This window comes from Neoroseomonas marina, assembly GCF_012927745.1.
In the GTDB taxonomy this organism is placed as follows: Bacteria; Pseudomonadota; Alphaproteobacteria; order Acetobacterales; family Acetobacteraceae; genus Neoroseomonas; species Neoroseomonas marina.
Window position 1 is genome coordinate 310,403 of sequence record NZ_JABBKX010000003.1, and the last position, 17,789, is coordinate 328,191.

The 17,789-nt window shown below is 72.4% G+C and carries 17 protein-coding genes and 1 riboswitch; of the genes, 14 read left to right on the forward strand and 3 right to left on the reverse strand.

All coding sequences use genetic code 11. From position 1 onward, the window contains the following. The first annotated feature begins 11 nt into the window (after positions 1-11). The 10 genes from fliF to GWK16_RS11650 are packed head-to-tail and all read left to right on the forward strand — an operon-like array spanning position 12 to position 10,721. Positions 12-1,646 carry a flagellar basal-body MS-ring/collar protein FliF gene (fliF, locus tag GWK16_RS11605; protein WP_170054120.1) on the forward strand — a complete coding sequence of 545 codons (1,635 nt, stop codon included), beginning with the start codon at positions 12-14 and terminating at the stop codon, positions 1,644-1,646. 3 nt (positions 1,647-1,649) lie between these two features. Next, positions 1,650-2,648, forward strand: coding sequence for a flagellar motor switch protein FliG (fliG, locus tag GWK16_RS11610; protein ID WP_170054121.1), 999 nt, complete (start codon positions 1,650-1,652; stop codon positions 2,646-2,648). A gap of 1 nt (position 2,649) precedes the next feature. After that, on the forward strand, positions 2,650-3,297 hold the full coding sequence (locus GWK16_RS11615; protein WP_170054122.1) for a hypothetical protein: 648 nt from the start codon (positions 2,650-2,652) through the stop codon (positions 3,295-3,297). A 3-nt stretch (positions 3,298-3,300) separates the two neighbouring features. After that, entirely contained in the window at positions 3,301-3,618 is a 318-nt protein-coding gene (gene fliN, locus GWK16_RS11620) for a flagellar motor switch protein FliN (RefSeq protein ID WP_245211393.1), read from the forward strand. A gap of 2 nt (positions 3,619-3,620) precedes the next feature. After that, complete coding sequence (locus GWK16_RS11625) at positions 3,621-5,000, forward strand: sigma-54-dependent transcriptional regulator (protein WP_170054123.1); 1,380 nt, start codon at positions 3,621-3,623, stop codon at positions 4,998-5,000. 3 nt (positions 5,001-5,003) lie between these two features. After that, positions 5,004-7,067 carry a flagellar biosynthesis protein FlhA gene (flhA, locus tag GWK16_RS11630; protein WP_170054124.1) on the forward strand — a complete coding sequence of 688 codons (2,064 nt, stop codon included), beginning with the start codon at positions 5,004-5,006 and terminating at the stop codon, positions 7,065-7,067. Further along, entirely contained in the window at positions 7,067-7,990 is a 924-nt protein-coding gene (locus GWK16_RS11635) for a flagellar biosynthesis protein FlhF (RefSeq protein ID WP_170054125.1), read from the forward strand. Before flhA ends, GWK16_RS11635 begins: the two co-directional genes overlap by 1 nt. After that, positions 7,990-8,757, forward strand: coding sequence for a nucleotide-binding protein (locus tag GWK16_RS11640; RefSeq protein ID WP_170054126.1), 768 nt, complete (start codon positions 7,990-7,992; stop codon positions 8,755-8,757). Before GWK16_RS11635 ends, GWK16_RS11640 begins: the two co-directional genes overlap by 1 nt. A 56-nt stretch (positions 8,758-8,813) precedes the next feature. Continuing rightward, entirely contained in the window at positions 8,814-9,977 is a 1,164-nt protein-coding gene (locus GWK16_RS11645) for an OpgC family protein (RefSeq protein WP_170054127.1), read from the forward strand. A 6-nt stretch (positions 9,978-9,983) separates the two neighbouring features. Then, positions 9,984-10,721, forward strand: coding sequence for an SGNH/GDSL hydrolase family protein (locus GWK16_RS11650; RefSeq protein WP_170054128.1), 738 nt, complete (start codon positions 9,984-9,986; stop codon positions 10,719-10,721). A gap of 155 nt (positions 10,722-10,876) precedes the next feature. On the opposite strand, the gene GWK16_RS11655 is transcribed toward GWK16_RS11650, so the two are convergent. Beyond that, positions 10,877-12,547, reverse strand: coding sequence for a formate--tetrahydrofolate ligase (locus GWK16_RS11655; RefSeq protein ID WP_170054129.1), 1,671 nt, complete (start codon positions 12,545-12,547; stop codon positions 10,877-10,879). A 158-nt stretch (positions 12,548-12,705) separates the two neighbouring features. On the opposite strand from GWK16_RS11655, the gene GWK16_RS11660 reads away from it, so the two are divergent. The 3 genes from GWK16_RS11660 (at position 12,706) to GWK16_RS11670 (ending at position 14,949) form a co-directional block, all read left to right on the forward strand. After that, positions 12,706-13,368 carry an OmpW/AlkL family protein gene (locus GWK16_RS11660; RefSeq protein ID WP_170054130.1) on the forward strand — a complete coding sequence of 221 codons (663 nt, stop codon included), beginning with the start codon at positions 12,706-12,708 and terminating at the stop codon, positions 13,366-13,368. Between the two features lie 140 nt (positions 13,369-13,508). Beyond that, positions 13,509-14,483: a Bug family tripartite tricarboxylate transporter substrate binding protein gene (locus tag GWK16_RS11665; RefSeq protein ID WP_170054131.1), complete on the forward strand. Its 975-nt coding sequence runs from the start codon at positions 13,509-13,511 to the stop codon at positions 14,481-14,483. 97 nt (positions 14,484-14,580) lie between these two features. Further along, entirely contained in the window at positions 14,581-14,949 is a 369-nt protein-coding gene (locus tag GWK16_RS11670; RefSeq protein WP_170054132.1) for a hypothetical protein, read from the forward strand. A gap of 64 nt (positions 14,950-15,013) precedes the next feature. On the opposite strand, the gene GWK16_RS11675 is transcribed toward GWK16_RS11670, so the two are convergent. Beyond that, positions 15,014-16,117 (reverse strand): 2-aminoethylphosphonate--pyruvate transaminase, encoded by a 1,104-nt coding sequence (locus tag GWK16_RS11675; RefSeq protein WP_170054133.1) that lies wholly within the window; start codon positions 16,115-16,117, stop codon positions 15,014-15,016. 40 nt (positions 16,118-16,157) lie between these two features. After that, the gene (locus tag GWK16_RS11680; protein ID WP_170054134.1) at positions 16,158-16,451 is read right to left on the reverse strand and encodes a hypothetical protein; all 294 of its coding nucleotides are present in this window, start codon (positions 16,449-16,451) and stop codon (positions 16,158-16,160) included. 37 nt (positions 16,452-16,488) lie between these two features. After that, a riboswitch (SAM-I-IV-variant riboswitch) is annotated at positions 16,489-16,596 on the reverse strand. A 290-nt stretch (positions 16,597-16,886) separates the two neighbouring features. Between GWK16_RS11680 and dapA the strand changes: the two genes are divergently transcribed. Next, complete coding sequence (gene dapA / locus GWK16_RS11685; protein ID WP_170054135.1) at positions 16,887-17,786, forward strand: 4-hydroxy-tetrahydrodipicolinate synthase; 900 nt, start codon at positions 16,887-16,889, stop codon at positions 17,784-17,786. Positions 17,787-17,789 lie beyond the last annotated feature (3 nt).

A 17,789-nucleotide genomic window follows, 5' to 3' on the forward strand; every position in this document is an offset into this window, starting at 1 on the left:
GCAGGGGGGCGATGAACGCGGTTCTCGCGCAACTGCGCGCGCTCGGGACGGTCAGGCTGGCGGCGCTGGGGGGCGCTGCGATCGCGGTGCTCGGGCTGCTCGGCTGGTTCGTGCTGCGGGCGGGGCAGCCATCCATGGCGCTGCTCTATGCGGATCTCGACCCGCGTGATGCGGGGCAGGTCGTCGCGGCGCTGGAACGCGCGCGGGTGCCCCATCGGATCGAGGCCGGCGGCACGCGCATCCTGGCCCCGGAAGGCGAGGTCCCCCGCCTGCGTCTGACCCTGGCGCGCGAGGGCCTGCCGCGCGGCGGGTCGGTCGGCTACGAGATCTTCGACCGCGGCGAGAGCCTGACCACCACGCCCTTCCAGCAGGACGTGAACCGGCTGCGCGCGCTGGAAGGCGAGCTGGCGCGTTCGATCGCCGGACTTGCGGGCGTGCGCGCGGCGCGGGTCCACCTGGTGCTGCCGCGGCGCGAGGCCTTCTCCCGCGACCGCGGGGAGGCGCAGGCCTCCGTCGTGCTGACCATGGCGGGCGCGCAAAGGCTGGACCGGGAGGGCGTGCAGGCGGTGCTGCACCTGGTCGCGACCGCGGTGCCGGGGCTGCGGCCGCAGAACGTCTCGATCGTCGACAGCCGGGGCGCGCTGCTCGCGCGCGGCGGGCAGGCGCTGGCCGGGCCGGGCATGGCGACCTCGCAGGAGGAAGTGCGCCGCGCCCAGGAACTGCGCATCGCGCGCGCGGTGGAGGAGATGCTGGAACGCAGCCTCGGCGCCGGGCGCGTGCGCGCCGAGGCGACGGTCGAGATGGATTTCGACCGCGTGCAGACCACCGAGGAACGCTTCGACCCTGACAACCAGGTCCCCCGCAGCCAGCAGAGCGTGCAGGAGAACAGCCGCGGCGCCGAACCCCAGCCGACCACGGTGCAGAACAACGTCCCCGGCGCCGATCCCGCCGGCGGCGGCGCCGGTTCCCAGGAAAGCCGGCAGGAGGAGACGACCAACTTCGAGATCGGCCGCACCACGCGCAACACCCTGCGCGAACACCCGGTGGTGCGGCGCCAGTCGGTCGCCGTGCTGGTGGACGGGGTGTGGGAACCGCAGGGAGGCGGCACGCCCACCTTCCGCGAACGCACGCCGGAGGAGATCGCCCGCATCGCGACGCTGGTGCGCAGCGCGGTCGGCTTCGACGAGCGGCGGGGCGATCGCGTCGAGGTCGTGTCCATGCGCTTCGCCGAACCGCCCGCCGGTGGCGCCGAGGGGCCGGGGCTGTTCGACCTGTCATTCAGCAGCACGACCATCGCGCGGCTGGTGGAAAGCGCGATCTTCGCCCTGGTCGCTCTGGTCGCGGTCCTGCTGGTCGGGCGCCCGGCGGTGGGGCGGATCGTCGCGTCGCTCGCGCCACCCCCGGCGTTGGCGGGGGCCGCAGCCGGCGCGGCCGCCCTGCCCGGCGCCGCCGCGGCCGCCGGGGCGCTGCCGGGCGCGGCGGGCGAAACGCCGGTGCTCGAAGGCAGCGAGGCCATGGTCAGCCTCGGCATGGTGGAGGGCCAGATGCGCGCCTCCTCCATCACCCGCATGCAGGACCTGGTGGAACGCCACCCGGAAGAATCGCTCACCGTCGTGCGGCGCTGGATGACGCCGGAAGGAGCCTGACCCATGCCTGCGACGCTGACCGGCACCCAGAAGGCGGCGACCTTCATGCTGGCGATCGGGGAGGAGCACGCCGCGCGGCTCTTCGCCAAGATGCACGAGGACGAGATCCGCGACATCTCGGCCGCCATGGCGAGCCTCGGCACCGTGCCGGCCAATGCTGTGGAGGAGCTGTGCCGGGAGTTCTCCGACAATCTCGGCCAGACCGGGAACCTCGTCGGGTCGTGGGAAACCACGGAGCGGATGCTGCTCAAGACGCTGCCGCGCGAGCGCGTCGCCCAGATCATGGAGGAGATCCGCGGCCCCGCCGGGCGGACCATGTGGGACAAGCTCGGCAACGTGAACGAGGCGGTGCTCGCGAACTACCTCAAGAACGAATACCCGCAGACGGTCGCGGTGGTGCTGTCCAAGGTGAAGCCGGACCACGCGGCGCGCGTGCTCTCCCTGCTGCCGGAAGGCTTCGCGATGGAGGTCGTCATGCGGATGCTGCGCATGGAGACCGTCCAGAAGGAGGCGCTGGACGGCGTCGAGAAGACGCTCAAGGCCGAGTTCATGTCGAACCTCGCCCGCGCGCAGCGGCGCGACGCGCATGAGATGATGGCCGAGATCTTCAACAATCTCGATCGCCAGTCCGAGAGCCGCATCCTCGCCGCGCTCGAGGAACGCAACCGCGACGCGGCCGAGCGCATCCGCGGGCTGATGTTCACCTTCGACGACCTCTCGCGCCTCGATGGCGCGGGGGTGCAGGTGCTGATGCGCGCGGTGCCCAAGGACCAGCTCGTGCTGGCACTGAAGGGGGCGTCGGAGAACCTCCGCGACCTCTTCATCAAGAACATGAGCGAGCGCGCGGCGAAGATGCTCAAGGAGGATCTGGCCAATCTCGGCCCGGTCAAGCTGCGCGACGTCGACGAGGCGCAAGGCGCCATCGTGCTGCAGGCGAAGGACCTGGCCGCACAGGGCCAGATCCAGCTGCAGGACGGGCGCGAGGACGAGATGGTGTACTGACATGGCCGACGGCTTCGCCCCCATCGCGCGGGACATCGTTCAGGACGGCTTCACGCCGACCTTCCTCATCGCCGCGCTCGACGCCGCGCGGCGGGAGGCGGCGGTGCCCGAACCTCCGGGTCCGCCCGCCCACGATCCCTTGCCGGGACTGCTCGCCGAGGCCCGCGCCGCCGGGCGCGAGGAAGGCCGCGCCGAGGCGCTGCGCGCGGCAGCGGAGGATCGCGGGGCGCTCGCCGCCCGTGCCGCGCTGGCGGGCGCCGATGCGCTGCGCGACGGTCAGGAAGCCGCGGCGGCGGCGGCGGAGGGGGTCGCGGCGGGCCTCGCACGCGTCGCGCTTTCGGTCCTCGACGCCGCGTTGCCGGGCCTCGCCGAAGCGCATGCAGCGCCGCTCGCCGCCGCCTTCGCGCGGCGGCTGGCGCCGCTGCTGCGCGCCCAGGCCGAGGCGCGGCTCTTCGTCGCACCCGGTCTTGGCGCCGCGACGGCCGCGCTGCTCGCGCCCGACGGGATTTCCGTCGAGGAGGACGACGCCATCGCACCCGGCGATGCGCGCGCCGAATGGCGGGCGGGCGGCGCGGCCTTCGAGCTCGCGCAGCGCCGCCAGGAGATCCGCCGCATCCTGCAGGAGGCCGGTCTCGGCCTGGAAGGCTGACGCATGTCGGGCAGTTTCGAACCGCTCTCCGCCGCTTCCGAGGAAGCCAAGCAAGCCGCCAGCGCACCCGCGCGGGAACTCGAGGCGGTCTACGACATCCCGGTGCAGATCAGCGCCGTGCTCGGCCGCGCGACGATGCAGGTGTCGCAGCTGCTGAAGCTCGGCCGCGGCGCAGTGGTGGAGCTCGACCGCAAGCTCGGAGAGGCGGTGGACATCTACGTCAATAACCGCCTCGTCGCGCGCGGGGAGGTGGTGATGGTGGACGACAACCGCCTCGGCGTCACCATGACCGAGATCGTGAAGTCCGACCGGGGCGTCTGAGGATGGCGCGCATCCTCATCATCGGGTCGCTCGAAGCGGAACTTGGCGCGGCGGCGCGCATCGCGGTGGCGCGCGGGGCGCGGCTCGCGGCGGCCGAGGGGGTCGCGGCCGGGATCGAGCGGCTACGCGCGCAGGGTGCCGACCTGGTGCTGTGCGACGTGGTGCACGATGTCGGCTGGCTGGTCGCGCAACTGGCCGAAGAACGCATCGCCTGCCCCGTCGTCGCCTGCGGCCGGCCCGACGATGCCGAGGCCGCAGTGCGCGCCATCCGCGCCGGCGCCAAGGACTTCCTGCCCCTGCCGCCGGAAGCCGACCTGATCGCCGCCATGCTGCAGGCGGTCGCCGCCGATCCCGACCGGCCGGTGGTGCAGGATGCGGCGATGACGGGGCTGCTCGCCCGCGCCGAGCAGGTCGCGCGCGCCGATGCCTCCGTCCTGATCACGGGCGAAAGCGGCACCGGTAAGGAGGTGCTGGCGCGGCACATCCACGCCGCGTCGCGCCGCGCGCGCGGGACCTTCGTCGCGCTGAACTGCGCCGCGCTGCCGGAAGCGCTGCTGGAAAGCGAGCTCTTCGGCCATGAGAAGGGCGCCTTCTCCGGCGCCGTCGCGGCGCGAAAGGGCAAGTTCGAGCAGGCGGAGGGTGGCACGCTGCTGCTCGACGAGATCGGCGAGATGGACCCGCGCCTGCAGGCCAAGATCCTGCGCGCCATCCAGGAACGCGAGATCGACCGGTTGGGCGGCGCGGCGCCCGTGAAGGTGGATGTCCGCATCCTCGCCGCAACACATCGGGACCTGGCAACCGAGGTGGCGCGGGGACGGTTCCGGGAGGATCTCTATTTCCGCCTCGCCGTGGTGCGGCTGCGCATCCCGGCGCTGCGGGAACGGCAGGGGGACATCCTGCCCCTCGCGCGGCATTTCGCGCGGCGCTACGCGCGGGCGAACGGGCTGCCGGAACGCGGGCTCTCGCCGGAGGCGGAGCGCGTGCTCGTCGCCCATGCGTGGCCCGGAAACGTGCGCGAGTTGGAGAACACGCTGCACCGGGCGGTGCTGCTGGCGGAAGGCCATGCGATCGGGGCGGAGGCAATCGACTTGCTCGAGACCGCGCCCCCGCCAACGCCCGAACCGGTCGCCATCAACGCGGTCCCGGTCGCCGTCGCGCCCCCGCCCCCGGTCGCTGCGCTGGTCGGCCGCCGTGTGGAGGAGGTGGAGCGCGACCTCATCATCGAGACCCTGTCGCACTGCCTCGGCAACCGGACGCGGGCGGCGGAGATGCTCGGCATCTCCATCCGCACCCTGCGCAACAAGCTGCACGAGTACCGCGCGGCGGGTGTGAGCGTGCCGCCCGTGCCCGGCCAGCCGCCCTACGGCGCGGTCGCGGGATAGCGCGTGGCGGCGATCGCCCTTCCCGGTTGGCTGCGCAAGGCGCAGCCCGGCAACGACGTCGCGCTGGCGCTCGGCGTGGTCGGGCTGCTCACCGTGCTGGTGGTGCCGCTGCCGGTGGCGCTGCTCGACGCCGGCCTCGCCGTGTCGATCACCGTCTCGGTGCTGGTGCTGATGGTGGCGCTGTTCCTGCAGCGGCCGCTCGACTTCACCTCCTTCCCGACGCTGCTGCTGCTGACCACGCTGCTGCGGCTCTCGCTCAATGTCGCGACGACGCGCACCATCCTCACGCACGGGCATGAGGGGCCGCAGGCGGCGGGGCATGTGGTCTCGGCCTTTGGCGGTTTCCTGATGGGCGGCGACGTCCTCGTCGGGCTGATCGTCTTCGCGATTCTGCTGGTGGTGAACTTCATGGTCATCACCAAGGGCTCGGGCCGCATTGCCGAGGTCGCGGCCCGCTTCAGCCTCGATGCCCTGCCCGGCAAGCAGATGGCGATCGACGCCGACCTCAGCGCCGGGCTGATCGACGAACAGGAAGCCCGCCGCCGCCGCCGCGAACTGGAGGAGGAGACCGGCTTCTACGGCGCCATGGACGGTGCCGCGAAATTCGTGCGCGGGGATGCGATCGCGGGGCTGCTCATCACCGGCATCAACCTGATCGGCGGCATGGCGATCGGCATCGCGCGGCATGGCATGGGCTTCGCCGATGCCGCGCAGGCCTTCTCCATGCTGACCGTCGGCGACGGGCTGGTCAGCCAGATCCCCGCGCTGCTGGTCTCGGTTGCCGCCGGCATCGTCGTCACCAAGGGAAGCACCGACGGGCGCGCGGACGAGGTGCTGGTCGGGCAGCTCGGCGGGAACCCGAAGCCGCTCGCCATCGCGGCCGGTGCGGCCGGCGTCATGGCGCTGATGCCGGGCATGCCGCTGCTGCCCTTCATGGCGCTGGCGGGCGTGGCGGGCTCGGCGGCCTGGGCGCTGCACCGCCGCGCATCCGCGCCGGAACCCGACGCGCTGGTGCCCGCCGCTGCAAGCGCCGAGGCACCGATCGCCGACACGCTGCGCATGGACCTGCTGCGGCTCGAGCTCGGCTACGGGCTGCTCTCGCTCGCCGCCGGGGAGGCCCCGCGCCTGACCGAGCAGATCAAGGGCCTGCGCCGCACCATCGCGCAGGAGATGGGCTTCGTCCTGCCCTCCGTCCGCATCCAGGACAACCTCTCGCTGGCGCCCGACACCTATGCCATCCGTGTAAAGGAGATCGAGGCCGGGCGGGGCCAGTTGCGTCCGCCGCTGCTGCTCGCCATCGACCCCGCCGGCGGCGTGCCGGACCTGCCGGGCGAACGCTGCCTCGAACCCACCTTCGGCCTGCCCGCCCTCTGGATCGAGGAAGCGCGGCGGGAGGATGCGCTCGCGCGCGGCTGCACCGTGGTCGATGCGGCCGGCGTCGTCGCGACGCACCTGACCGAGCTGGTGCGCGAGAACATGGCTGAGCTGCTCTCCTTCGCCGAGACGCAGAAGCTGCTCGACGAATTGCCGCAGGAACAGCGCAAGCTGGTGAACGACCTGGTGCCGAACCAGATCGGCGTCGGCGGCATCCAGCGCGTGCTGCAGGCGCTCCTCGCCGAACGCGTCTCGATCCGCGACCTGCCGACCATCCTCGAGGGCATCCAGGAAGCCGCGGCGGCGAATGCGCGCAGCGTGCCGGCGATCCTCGCCATTGTGCGCGCGCGGCTGGCGCGGCAGCTCTCGGACACGGCGCGCGGGCCGCAGGGCTATGTGCCGATGGTCACCCTCTCCGCCGATTGGGAAGTCGCCTTCACCGAGGCGCTGATCGGCCCGCCGGAGGAACGCCAGCTCGCCATGGCGCCGTCCCGCCTGTCGGAATTCATGCAGTGCGTGAAGGAGGCCTTCGACGCCGCGAATGCCGCCGGCGAACAACCCGCACTGGTCTGCTCCGGCGCCATCCGCCCGCATGTGCGCGCCATCGTCGAACGCTTCCGCCCCTCCACCGCCGTGCTCGCGCATACCGAGATCCATCCGCGCGCGCGCATCCGCACCGTGGGTTCCGTCTGATGCGGCTGAAGGTCTACCGCGCGCCGCGCATGGCGGACGCGATGGCGCTGCTGCGCGAGGAACTCGGCCCGGAGGCGGTGATCCTCGGATCGCGCCGCGTCGCCGGCGGAGTCGAGGTGACGGCCGCGCTCGAGCCCGAGGAGCCGTTGCTGATCCCGCCCGCCGCCGCCGCCGCGCCGCCGGCGCCGGCTGCGACGGGCGTGCTCGGCTTCCACAACGTGCCGCCTCCGCTGGCGACAGCACTCGGCGGCGGGCGGATGGAGGATGCGCTCGGCGCCGCCCTCGGCTTCGGCCCGCTGCCCGAGGCGCGGGACCGCCCGCTGATGTTCGTCGGCCCGCCGGGCGCCGGAAAGACGCTGACCTGCGCCAAGATCGCCGCACGCTGCGTGTTGCGCGGCGGCGCACCCGCCGTTGTCACGACGGACGGGCAGCGGGCTGGGGCGGCGGCGCAGCTCGCGGCCTTCACCGGCGTGCTGGGGCTGACGCTCGCGGTAGCACCCTCCGCCGCGACGCTGGGCAAGGCGCTGGCCCGGCGCGCGAGCGGCCAGCCCGTGCTGGTGGACACCGCCGGCTGCGATCCCTTCGACCCGCCCCAGGCCATCGCGCTGCGGTCGCTGGCCACGATCGCGGGGGCGGAGATGGTCGTCGTGCTGCCCGCGGGCCTCGATGCCGCCGAGGCCGCCGACCTCGCCCGCGCCTTCGCCGCGCTCGGCGCGCGGCACCTGGTGCCGACGCGGCTCGATTCCGCCCGGCGGCTCGGCGCCGTGCTCGCCGCCGCCCAGGCCGGGCCGCTGATACTGACCGAGGCCGGGATCGGCCCCGAGGTGATGGACGGCCTCGAACCCCTCACCCCCGCGCGCCTCGCCGCGCGCCTCGCCGCGGCCCCCCGCCGCGGCACCACCCCGCCGCAGGAGGCCGCCTGATGCCGAGCGTCGCCCACGCCGCTGCGCCCCGCCCGGGCCGCATCCTCGCCATCGCCTCGGGCAAGGGGGGCGTCGGCAAGACGTGGTTCGCCATCACCCTCTCCCAGGCCTTCGCGCGGCGGGGGCTGCGGGTGCTGCTCGTCGATGCCGACCTCGGCCTTGCCAACGTCGACGTGCAACTGGGTTTCCAGCCGGCACGCGACCTGTCGGCGGTGATCGCCGGCGCCCTGCCGCCCGAGGACGCCGCGACGCATCACGCGGCCGCGGGGATCGACATCCTCGCCGGTCGGTCGGGGTCGGGGGCGCTGGCGGCGCTAGAGGGACAGGGCCTCGCGGCGGTCCTCGCCGCGGTGGCGCGGGCCTCGACGCGCTGGGACCGGGTGGTGGTCGACCTTGGCGCCGGGATCGAGGCACCGCAGCGGCGCCTGGCCGCCGCCGCCGACACGCTGCTCGTCCTCGCCACCGAGGAGCCGACCTCGCTGACCGACGCCTATGCCGTGCTGAAGCTGCACGCTGCCGACCGGCCGGCGGGGGATGCGAGGATCGTCGTCAACCTCGCGACCGACGCGGCGGCGGGACAGCGGACGCACCAGGCGCTGGCCCGCGCGGCGGCGACCTTCCTGCGGCGGGAGGTGCCGCTCGCGGGCATCGTGCGGCGCGACCCCAAGGTACGCGACGCGATCCGCCACCAGGCGCCGCTGCTGACGCGGCATCCCGGCAGCGTCGCGGGGCAGGAGGTGGAGGCGATCGCGCGAAGCCTCGTGTGACGACCTGTCACATCTGTGGGCTTGCCCCCCGCCCCGCGGCGGGTGTTGATCGCGCGATGCGTTCGCTCATTCGCCTCGACCGGGACCTGCGGGTGGATGTCGTCCGCGGCTTCGCGCTGTGGGCGATCTTCGTGAACCACACGCCCGGCAACGTCATGGGGCTCCTGACCCCGCGCAACTACACGCTGTCGGACGCGACCGAGGCCTTCGTGCTGCTCGCCGGCTACGCGGCGGGGCTGTCCTATGGGCGGGTGATGGACCGGCAGGGGTGGTTCTTCGCCGCCTCGCGCGTCATGGGCCGCGTCTTCACGCTGTATGTCGCGCACATCTTCCTCTTCGTGGTGTTCACCGCCCAGGTCGGTCTGTCGGCGGCCGGGATCGATTCCGCCGTCTACATCGATGAGCTCCACCTCGACCCCTTCGCCTCGGACCCGTATCGCGCGCTGTTCGAGGCGTTGCTGCTGCGATACCAGCCCTCCTTCCTCAACATCCTGCCGCTCTACATCGTGGTGCTGGCGATGTTCGCGGCGGTGATGCCCCTGATCCGCAGGCCGTGGCTGATGCTGGGGCTGTCGACGGCGGTCTGGCTCGCCGCGCGGGTCTTCGACATCACCCTGCCCTCCTGGCGCGGCGAGGACTGGTTCTTCAATCCCCTCGCCTGGCAGCTGCTGTTCTTCATCGGCTGCGCGCTCGGCTACAGCCCGCCGGGCGGGGCGCCGATCAGCGTGCCCTGGCGGCCCTGGGCCGGCGCGCTCTGCGTGCTGCTGCTGATAGCGGGGGCCGCGATGACGGTGCTGATCTTCTTCAAATGGGACTTCGCCGAGGCGCGGCTGCCGGCCTTCGCACCTTTCCTCGCGGCGATCGACAAGGCCTCGCTGCACCCGCTGCGGCTGCTGACCATGCTGGCGCTGACCTACCTCATCGCGCATGGCGTGCGGCGCGATGCAGGCTGGCTGCGGCGGGGACCGGCGCTGGTGTTCGCGCTGCTGGGCCAGCAGGCGCTGCCGGTGTTCTGCGCGGGCATCGCTCTGTCCTTCCTCGGCCGCGTCGCGCTGGAACTTGCGGAGGGCTGGTGGGTGCAGGTGGCGGTCAACCTGCTGGGCGCGGCGGCGCTGGTCGGGCTGGCCGCGCTGACCGCCTGGTACGGGGCGGAGAAGCGGGCGCCGCGGCAGTCCGGGAACAAGCCCTTGCAGGCCGCCCGGGCGGCCGATAACGGTTAGGTCCACATGCTCCGCGCCCTCGCCCTGCTGACCGGGCTGATCCTCGCGCTGCCGGCCCTCGCGTCGACGGCGGCGCCGGGCTGCGGCGCGCCGACGGAGCTGCTGCAGTCGCCCCCGCTGCGGGCCACCGCGACGGGCATAGCGACCGGTCGGCTTGCCATCCTCGCGGTCGGGTCGGCCTCGGTCACCGGGGCCGGGGTCAGCAATCCCGCCGCCGCCTGGCCCGTGCGGCTCGAGGCGCTGCTGCGCGAGCGCCGCCCGGACCTCGACCTGCGCTTCGAGGTGCTGGGCCGCCGTGGCGCGACCGCCGCCGAGCAATGGGCGATGATCGAGACGGCGCTGCGCGGCGGCCGCTACGACCTCGTGATCTGGCAGGTCGGCGCGACCGAGGCGGTGCGCGGCCTGCCGATGGACGACCTGGTCGCCGCGGTGGGCCAGGGGCTCGAACGCCTGTCCGCCCGCGGCATCGATGCCGTGCTGATGGGCCTGCAGTTCAGCCGCTTCCTGCGCGCCAATGCCGATGTCGATCCGTATCGCGACGCGCTGCGGATCACCGCGGCGACGGCGGGCGCCGGGTATTTCCCCCGCTACGACATCATGCGTGCCTGGGCCGAGTCCGGGACGGTCGACGTGGAACGCGCCCCGCGCGACCGCCGCGCGGCCGAGGCCGACCGGCTGAACGACTGCCTGGCCCGCGCGCTGGCGCTGTTCATCCGCGACGGCGTGGAAGAAGCGCGCCGCTGAAGCGGCGATGCCCCCGCATCAGATGCGGATCGCGGCGTGCCGCGATCCGGGAGCGCGAACGCGCGACCGCGCCCAGACCGCCAGCCGCCGCAGGCGCACCAGTGCATGGCGCGCACGCCAAGTCCGCGGATGCGGGCGCCGGCGCCTGAGGCGAACTAAAAGAGCCCTTCGATCCGGCCCTCGCGGTCCAGCATGATCCCTTCCGCGGCCGGCCGGCGCGGCAGGCCGGGCATGGTCATGATGTCCCCGCAGATCGCCACGACGAAACCTGCGCCGGCGGACAGCCGCACCTCGCGGACCGGCAGCACGTGGCCGGCCGGCGCGCCGAGCGCCGTCGGGTCCGCGCTGAAGGAATACTGCGTCTTGGCGATGCAGACCGGCAGGTCGCGGTAGCCGTCCTCCTCGAAGCGCTTCAGCTTCGCCGCGACGGGCGCGGGAATGGACACGGAGGACGCGCGGTAGATCTCCCGCGCGATCGTCTCGATCTTGCCGGCGAGCGAGACGTGGTCGGTATACAGCGGCGCGAAATCCGCACGACCGGAGGCGATCAGCCCCTGCACCGCGCGCGCGAGGTCGAGCGCGCCCTTCGCGCCGTCGCCCCAATGGGTGCAGAGGATCGCCTCGGTGCCGAGGGCGCGCATCGCCTCCTGCACAGCCGCGATCTCGGCGTCGGTGTCACTGGTGAAGCGATTGAGGCCGACCACGACCGGCAGGCCGAACTTGCCGACATTCTCGACATGACGCGCGAGATTGACGACGCCGCGCTTCACCGCGGCGACGTCCTCGCGGCCGAGGTCGGCCTTGGCGACGCCGCCATGCATCTTGAGCGCGCGCACCGTCGCGACGACGACGCAGGCCGACGGCTTCAGACCGGACTGGCGGCACTTGATGTCGAGGAACTTCTCCGCGCCGAGGTCGGCGCCGAAGCCCGCTTCCGTCACCACCACGTCGGCGAGCTTGAGCCCGAGCCGCGTCGCCATCACCGAATTGCAGCCATGCGCGATGTTGGCGAAGGGTCCGCCATGCACGAGCGCGGGCGAGCCCTCGATCGTCTGCACCAGGTTCGGCGCGAAGGCGTCGCGCAGCAGCACCGCCATCGCGCCGTCGGCCTTGAGGTCCTTCGCGGTGACGTTCTTCCCCTCGCGCGTCTGGCCGACGATCATGCGCCCGAGCCGCGCCTGCAGGTCGTTGAGGTCCTTCGACAGGCAGAACACCGCCATGACCTCGGAGGCGACGGTGATGTCGAAGCCGTCCTCGCGCGGGAAGCCGTTGGCCACGCCGCCGAGCGAGGAGACGATCCCGCGCAGCGCGCGGTCGTTCATGTCGAGCGCGCGGCGCCAGGAGATGCGGCGCGCATCCAGACCGCGCTCGTTCCCCCAGTAGATGTGGTTGTCCATCATCGCCGCGAGCAGGTTGTTCGCACTGGTGATGGCGTGGAAGTCGCCGGTGAAGTGGAGGTTGATGTCCTCCATCGGCAGCACCTGGGCATAGCCGCCGCCCGTCGCGCCGCCCTTCACGCCGAAGCAGGGACCGAGGGAGGGTTCGCGCAGGCAGATCATGGTACGCGTGCCGAGCGCATTCAGCGCATCGCCAAGCCCGACCGTGGTGGTCGTCTTTCCCTCCCCGGCGGGCGTCGGGCTGATGCCGGTGACGAGGACCAGCGCGCCGTCCGGGCGGTCGTGCTGCGCGGCGATGAAGTCGAGCCCGACCTTGGCCTTGTACTTGCCGTAGGGCTCCAGCGCGTCGTCGGGAATGCCCGCCTTTTCCGCGATCTCGCGGATCGGCCTGAGCGTGGCAGCACGTGCGATCTCGAGGTCGGTCGCCATCCCGTTTCCCCCTAACCCGGATCATCGCCGCTTACGGGGAGTGTGGCACGCTTGCAACCCTGTCCCACGTCAATCGCGCGCTTGCGGCAGGTCAAAGAGGCTTCTGCTGCACCGCCATATCGAGCGTCACCGGGCAAAACCAGGGACGACTCCGAACCATGATCCGCAAGACCCTCCTCCTCGCCGGCGCCGCCGCGCTCGGTCTTCTCGCTCAGCCGGCCCTGGCGCAGCAGGCCTCCGCCACGCGCGGCAAGCAGGCCGGCGACTTCATGATCGGCGCGAGCGTCATCACCGTGGTGCCGATGGACGGCGGCAGCGTCGACCTGATCGGCGGCACCCCGAATGCGTCCGTCGCCGTCACCCCGCAGCTCGACTTCACCTACTTCTTCACCCCGAACTTCGCGGTGAACCTGATCGCGGCGACCACCCGCCATGACCTCGAGGTCAGGAACAGCGCGATCGGCACCGTCGATCTCGGCCATGTCTGGGCGCTGCCGCCGACCCTGACCTTCCAGTACCATCCGCTGCCGACCTCGCAGTTCAGCCCGTATGTCGGCGTCGGCGTGAACTGGACGATGTTCTACAGCGAAGGCGGCGGCTACTCCGCACCGGTGCTGCGCACCCGGGTCGACAACGCGTGGGGCCTCGCGCTCAACGCGGGCCTCGACGTGGAACTGGCGCCGAACTGGCTGCTGAACTTCGACGTGAAGTGGATCTATCTGCGCCCGGATGTCGAAGTCGACACCTCGGTCGGGCGCATCGGCGCGACCGCGAATCTCGACCCGTGGATCTTCGGCGTCGGCGTCCGCTACCGCTTCTGATACGGGGCGGCGGGGCTCCCCCGGGCCCCGCTGCTTCCTTCCTCGTCCTCCCCATTCCTCCACCCGAAGCCCGCGCAAGCGGGCTTCGCGGCGTTCGGCGCGCTGCGTATGATCGGATCGCCAAGACCGGGAGGAAACCGATGATCCGCCGCCGCACGCTGCTCGCCGCAGCGCCGCTCGCCATGCTTGCTCCGCCACTCCGCGCCCAGGATGCCTGGCCCAACCGGGCCGTCACCGTGCTCGTGCCCTTCGTCGCCGGCGGGCCGTCGGACATCGTCGCGCGCGTCATCGCCACCCGCATGGGCATGACCGTCGGCCAGCCCGTGGTCGCCGAGAACCGCCCCGGGGCCAATGGGGAAGTCGCTGCGCGCGCGGTGGCGCGCTCGGCCCCGGACGGGCACACGCTGCTGGTCGGGTCGATCGGCGTCTTCGCCATCAACGCGGCGCTGCGGCCGAACCTCGGCTACGACCCGGTGCGCGACTTCGCGCCGATCACGCTCGCCGTCACGACGCCCAACGTGCTGGTGGTCAATCCGCAGCGCGTGCCGGCGAACACGCTGCCGGAGCTCGTCGCCTGGCTGAAGGCCAATGCGGGCAAGACCTCCTATTCCACCTCGGGCGTCGGATCCTCGGACCACCTGACGATGGAACTGTTCAAGCAGGAGACGGGCACCGACCCGACCCACGTCCCCTATGGCGGCGGGGCGGCAGCGGCGACGGACCTGATCGCGGGCAATGTCCAGCTGTCCTTCCAGAACCTCGGCACCGTCGCGGGGCACATCCAGGGCGGGCGGCTGAAGGCGATCGCCGTCACCTCCCGCAGCCGCCACCCGATCCTGCCCAACGTGCCGACCGCGATCGAGGGCGGGCTGGCGGATTTCGAGGTGACGTCCTGGCAAGCCGCCATGGCGCCCGCCGGGGTGCCGGCACCGATCCTGGCCCGCCTGAACGCCGAAGCGACCGCCGCGCTGAAGCACCCCGAGAGCGTCCAACGGCTGGAACAGATCGGCTTCACCGTCGTCGCCGGCAGCGCCGAGGACTATGGCCGCTTCCAGCGCGCCGAGATCGAACGCTGGAAGCGCGTGGTCCAGGCGGCCAACATCCGGCCCGAGTAGCCGGCACCGCGAAAGGCGCTCGCCAGCCGCGCGCCCCGCATGGCATGGATGGTGCGGCGCGCCGTGGGCGCGCGCCGCTGCCGGCCGGAGGGCGAAGATGCGCAAGGCCGTCTTGGTGCTGTTGCTGGGTGGTGCGGTCCTGACCCCGGCCTGGGGCCAGACCGGGGGACGCGACCTCATCCTGCGCGGCAGCGGGGCGGCGATGCCCTGCAGTGCCTGGAACGAGTTGCGCGCGGCCGCGGGCGGGATGTTCGCGATCCAGAAGCGGGAATCCTACCGCTCCACGATCGGCTGGGCGCTCGGCTACCTGAGCGGCGCGGCGCGCTTCAGCGAGGATCTCGACCCGCTGCGCAACACCGATGAGGAGCAGACGGTCGCCTGGCTGATCGCCTATTGCGAGGCGCATCCCGCGACCGAGTTCCGCCTCGCGCTCGAGGCGTTCATCGAGGCGCACAAGTCGCACTGATCGCGTGCGGCACAGGCGCGCTACCCCACCCGGCCACGGACATGCGTGGCCGGCCGGGAGTGCTTCAGGCCGCCTTCGGCAGCACCTCGTCCAGCGCGGCGCCGATCGCGGCGACGGCGCGGCGCATGTCGTCCGGCGTGATCGCACCGATGGCGCCGATCCGCATGGTGGGCGCGGCGGTGTTGTAGAAGTTGCTGATCAGCACGCCGCGACGCTTCAGCGCCTCGACGAACTCCATCAGGTCGAAGCGCGGATCGGCGGGCTGGTGGATGGTGACGATCACCGGCCCCTGGTGCTCGCGCGCCAGATACGGCTTCAGGCCCAGCGCCTGGGCGCCCTCGTAGAGTATGTCCGCATTGGTCTGGTAGCGCGCCCGCCGCGCAGCCGCCCCCTCGGCCTCGTAGAGGTCGAGCGCCACGTCGAAGGCGGCGATGGCCTGCACCGGCGGCGTGAAGCGGATCGACCCCCAGCCCGACCGCCGCGCATGGGCCAGCACATCGGACAGGTCGAAGGACCAGGACCCGGCATTGCCGGCGCAGGCCTCGGCGCGGTCGATGCGCGCGACCGCGAAGCCCATCCCCGGCATGCCTTCGAGGCACTTGCCGGAGGTGAAGACCAGCGCGTCGCATTCCGGGTGATCGGCGAGCGGGAACGGCAGCACCCCGAAGGCCGACACTGCGTCGAGAATCAGCCGCGTCCCCCGCGCCCGCAGCGCGTCGCCGATGCCCGCGGCGTCGTTGACGATGCCCGATCCGGTCTCGTTGAAGACCATGGCAACGGTGCCGATCTCGGGGTCGGCCTCGAGCGCGGGCAGGATGTCGGCCGCGGTGGCGCCGCGGGTGTCGGTCAGCGGCACCTCGACCACCACCCGTCCGGCCTCGCGCGCCAGGCGCGCCATGCGGTTCGCATAGGCGCCGTTCATCGGCATCAGCACTTTCGCACCGGGCGCGACGAAGGTGCGGATCGCGGCCTCGGTCACGAAGTGGCCGGCGCCCTGGATCGGCAGCGTCGCGTGCACACCGGGCGTGCCACCGGCGACGCCCACGATGCGCTCGCGGACGCGCGCATAGACCTTCTGGAAGTCACGGTCCCAGGGGGCGATGTCCTGGGCCATGGCCGCCTTGACCTCGGGACGGGTCTGAACGGGGCCGGGGATGAGGAGGAGCATCGCAATGTTCTGCCCCTGCGTCCGTCGGCGCGCAAGGCGGTCAGCGCCGGTCGTCGGCGGCGGCCGCACGTTCGCGCAGCCAGGCGGCCAGGGCCTCCCGCCGGTCGCCCTGCTCCGCGCGCTCGAGGTACACGGCAAGGTGACCCGGCCGCCGGTCCGGCACCACGCGGTAGGCATGGGTCCAGCCGCCATGGCCGCGGTGCAGCACGACATAGAGCCAGGATGTCTCCGCCCGCCCGAGCCGGGTGGTCCAGCGGCAGAGCGCGACGAAGCGCGCCTCGTCGCCCGGGGCCAGCAGCAAAGCGAGATCGGGGGCGGGTGCCAGGTCGAACATCGGTCCATCTCCTCCTGGAGTCGAACCGACGCAGCGGCGCTTCCCGTTTGGTTGCCGGAGCGGCCGCATCCCCCCTTGCGGAGGCGCCACCTTGCCCGGGAAGGCAGGTTGGCGTTGGGCGCCGGCCCAACTCTTGATGCGCCGGCAGATAGGCCACGGCCGAAAGGAAATGGCAAGGGCCAGGGCAGAGGGAGATGCATCTCCTCCGACCCCGCCGCGGCGCGGCCTGCTTGACGTCGCTGGCGGGACCGGCGGATGGTGACGCCGTGATCCCGAGCCGCCGCAAGCCCGCGTCGTCGAAGAAGTGCCCCGCGAGGGGCACCACGGACCTGCGCGCGCACTAGCCACCGCGCCTCAGGATCAGGTTGGACCCCGCCGGTTTGGACGGGGTCACCTTCAGGCCTCGTCTCCGGCACCATCAGGAGACGGACCAGCATGCAGACCCCTCACCCCGACCTTGGCGGCCTCTGGCTGCCGCTCGTCACGCCGTTCCGCGACGGCGCGCTCGACGAGGCATCCTTGCGGCGGCTCACACGGCACTACGCGGCCCAGCCGATCGACGGCCTGGTCGTGGCCGCCACGACCGGCGAGGGCCTGACCCTCGACGAGGCGGAGACCGAGTGCCTCGTCGCCGTGGTCGCCGAGACGCTGGCGGCCGTGGGCGGCCGCGTGCCGGTCTTCCTCGGCATCTCGGGCAGCGATACGCGCAAGGTCGCGAAGGCGCTCGCGGACACGGCCGCCTGGCCGGTCGATGGCTACCTGATCGCCTGCCCCTACTACACGCGACCCTCGCAGGACGGAATGGTGCGGCATTTCACGGCCCTCGCCGCTAGCACGGCGCGGCCGATCCTGATCTACAACATCCCTTATCGGACCGGCGTGAATCTCGGCAATGCGGCGATGCTCGAGCTCGCGGCGCTGCCGAACATCGCGGGCGTGAAGGATTGCTCGGCCGACATGGCGCAATCCTGCGACCTGCTGCGTCGCAAGCCCGCCGATTTCGTGGTGCTGACCGGCGAGGACGCCTTCTTCCACCCGATGCTGACCCAGGGTGCGGAGGGTGGCATCACGGCCTCCGCGCATATCCGGACGCGGGACTTCGCCGCGGTGCGGGACCTGGTGCGCACCGGCGATGCGACGGGGGCGCTGGCGGCCTGGCGCGCGATCTGCGACCTGCCGCCGCTGCTCTTCGCCGAACCGAGCCCAGCGCCGATCAAGCACTGGCTGTGGCGGGAGGGTCTGATCGACAGCCCGGAGGTCAGGCTGCCGATGACGCCGGTCAGCGAGATGCTCGCCACCCGCATCGGCCAGGCCGTCGCGGCGCTGGCGGCATGACGA

Excerpts from the sequence above, each read along its gene's own strand:
- GWK16_RS11665 (WP_170054131.1), top strand. The coding sequence starts at position 13,509 with ATGATCCGCCGCCGCACGCTGCTCGCCGCAGCGCCGCTCGCCATGCTT.
- GWK16_RS11650 (WP_170054128.1), top strand. The coding sequence starts at position 9,984 with ATGCTCCGCGCCCTCGCCCTGCTGACCGGGCTGATCCTCGCGCTGCCG.
- GWK16_RS11615 (WP_170054122.1), top strand. The coding sequence starts at position 2,650 with ATGGCCGACGGCTTCGCCCCCATCGCGCGGGACATCGTTCAGGACGGC.
- GWK16_RS11625 (WP_170054123.1), top strand. The coding sequence starts at position 3,621 with ATGGCGCGCATCCTCATCATCGGGTCGCTCGAAGCGGAACTTGGCGCG.
- fliG (WP_170054121.1), top strand. The coding sequence starts at position 1,650 with ATGCCTGCGACGCTGACCGGCACCCAGAAGGCGGCGACCTTCATGCTG.
- GWK16_RS11660 (WP_170054130.1), top strand. The coding sequence starts at position 12,706 with ATGATCCGCAAGACCCTCCTCCTCGCCGGCGCCGCCGCGCTCGGTCTT.
- GWK16_RS11645 (WP_170054127.1), top strand. The coding sequence starts at position 8,814 with ATGCGTTCGCTCATTCGCCTCGACCGGGACCTGCGGGTGGATGTCGTC.
- GWK16_RS11655 (WP_170054129.1), bottom strand. The coding sequence starts at position 12,547 with ATGGCGACCGACCTCGAGATCGCACGTGCTGCCACGCTCAGGCCGATC.
- GWK16_RS11640 (WP_170054126.1), top strand. The coding sequence starts at position 7,990 with ATGCCGAGCGTCGCCCACGCCGCTGCGCCCCGCCCGGGCCGCATCCTC.
- GWK16_RS11635 (WP_170054125.1), top strand. The coding sequence starts at position 7,067 with ATGCGGCTGAAGGTCTACCGCGCGCCGCGCATGGCGGACGCGATGGCG.
- dapA (WP_170054135.1), top strand. The coding sequence starts at position 16,887 with ATGCAGACCCCTCACCCCGACCTTGGCGGCCTCTGGCTGCCGCTCGTC.
- GWK16_RS11680 (WP_170054134.1), bottom strand. The coding sequence starts at position 16,451 with ATGTTCGACCTGGCACCCGCCCCCGATCTCGCTTTGCTGCTGGCCCCG.
- GWK16_RS11670 (WP_170054132.1), top strand. The coding sequence starts at position 14,581 with ATGCGCAAGGCCGTCTTGGTGCTGTTGCTGGGTGGTGCGGTCCTGACC.
- GWK16_RS11675 (WP_170054133.1), bottom strand. The coding sequence starts at position 16,117 with ATGCTCCTCCTCATCCCCGGCCCCGTTCAGACCCGTCCCGAGGTCAAG.
- fliF (WP_170054120.1), top strand. The coding sequence starts at position 12 with ATGAACGCGGTTCTCGCGCAACTGCGCGCGCTCGGGACGGTCAGGCTG.
- fliN (WP_245211393.1), top strand. The coding sequence starts at position 3,301 with ATGTCGGGCAGTTTCGAACCGCTCTCCGCCGCTTCCGAGGAAGCCAAG.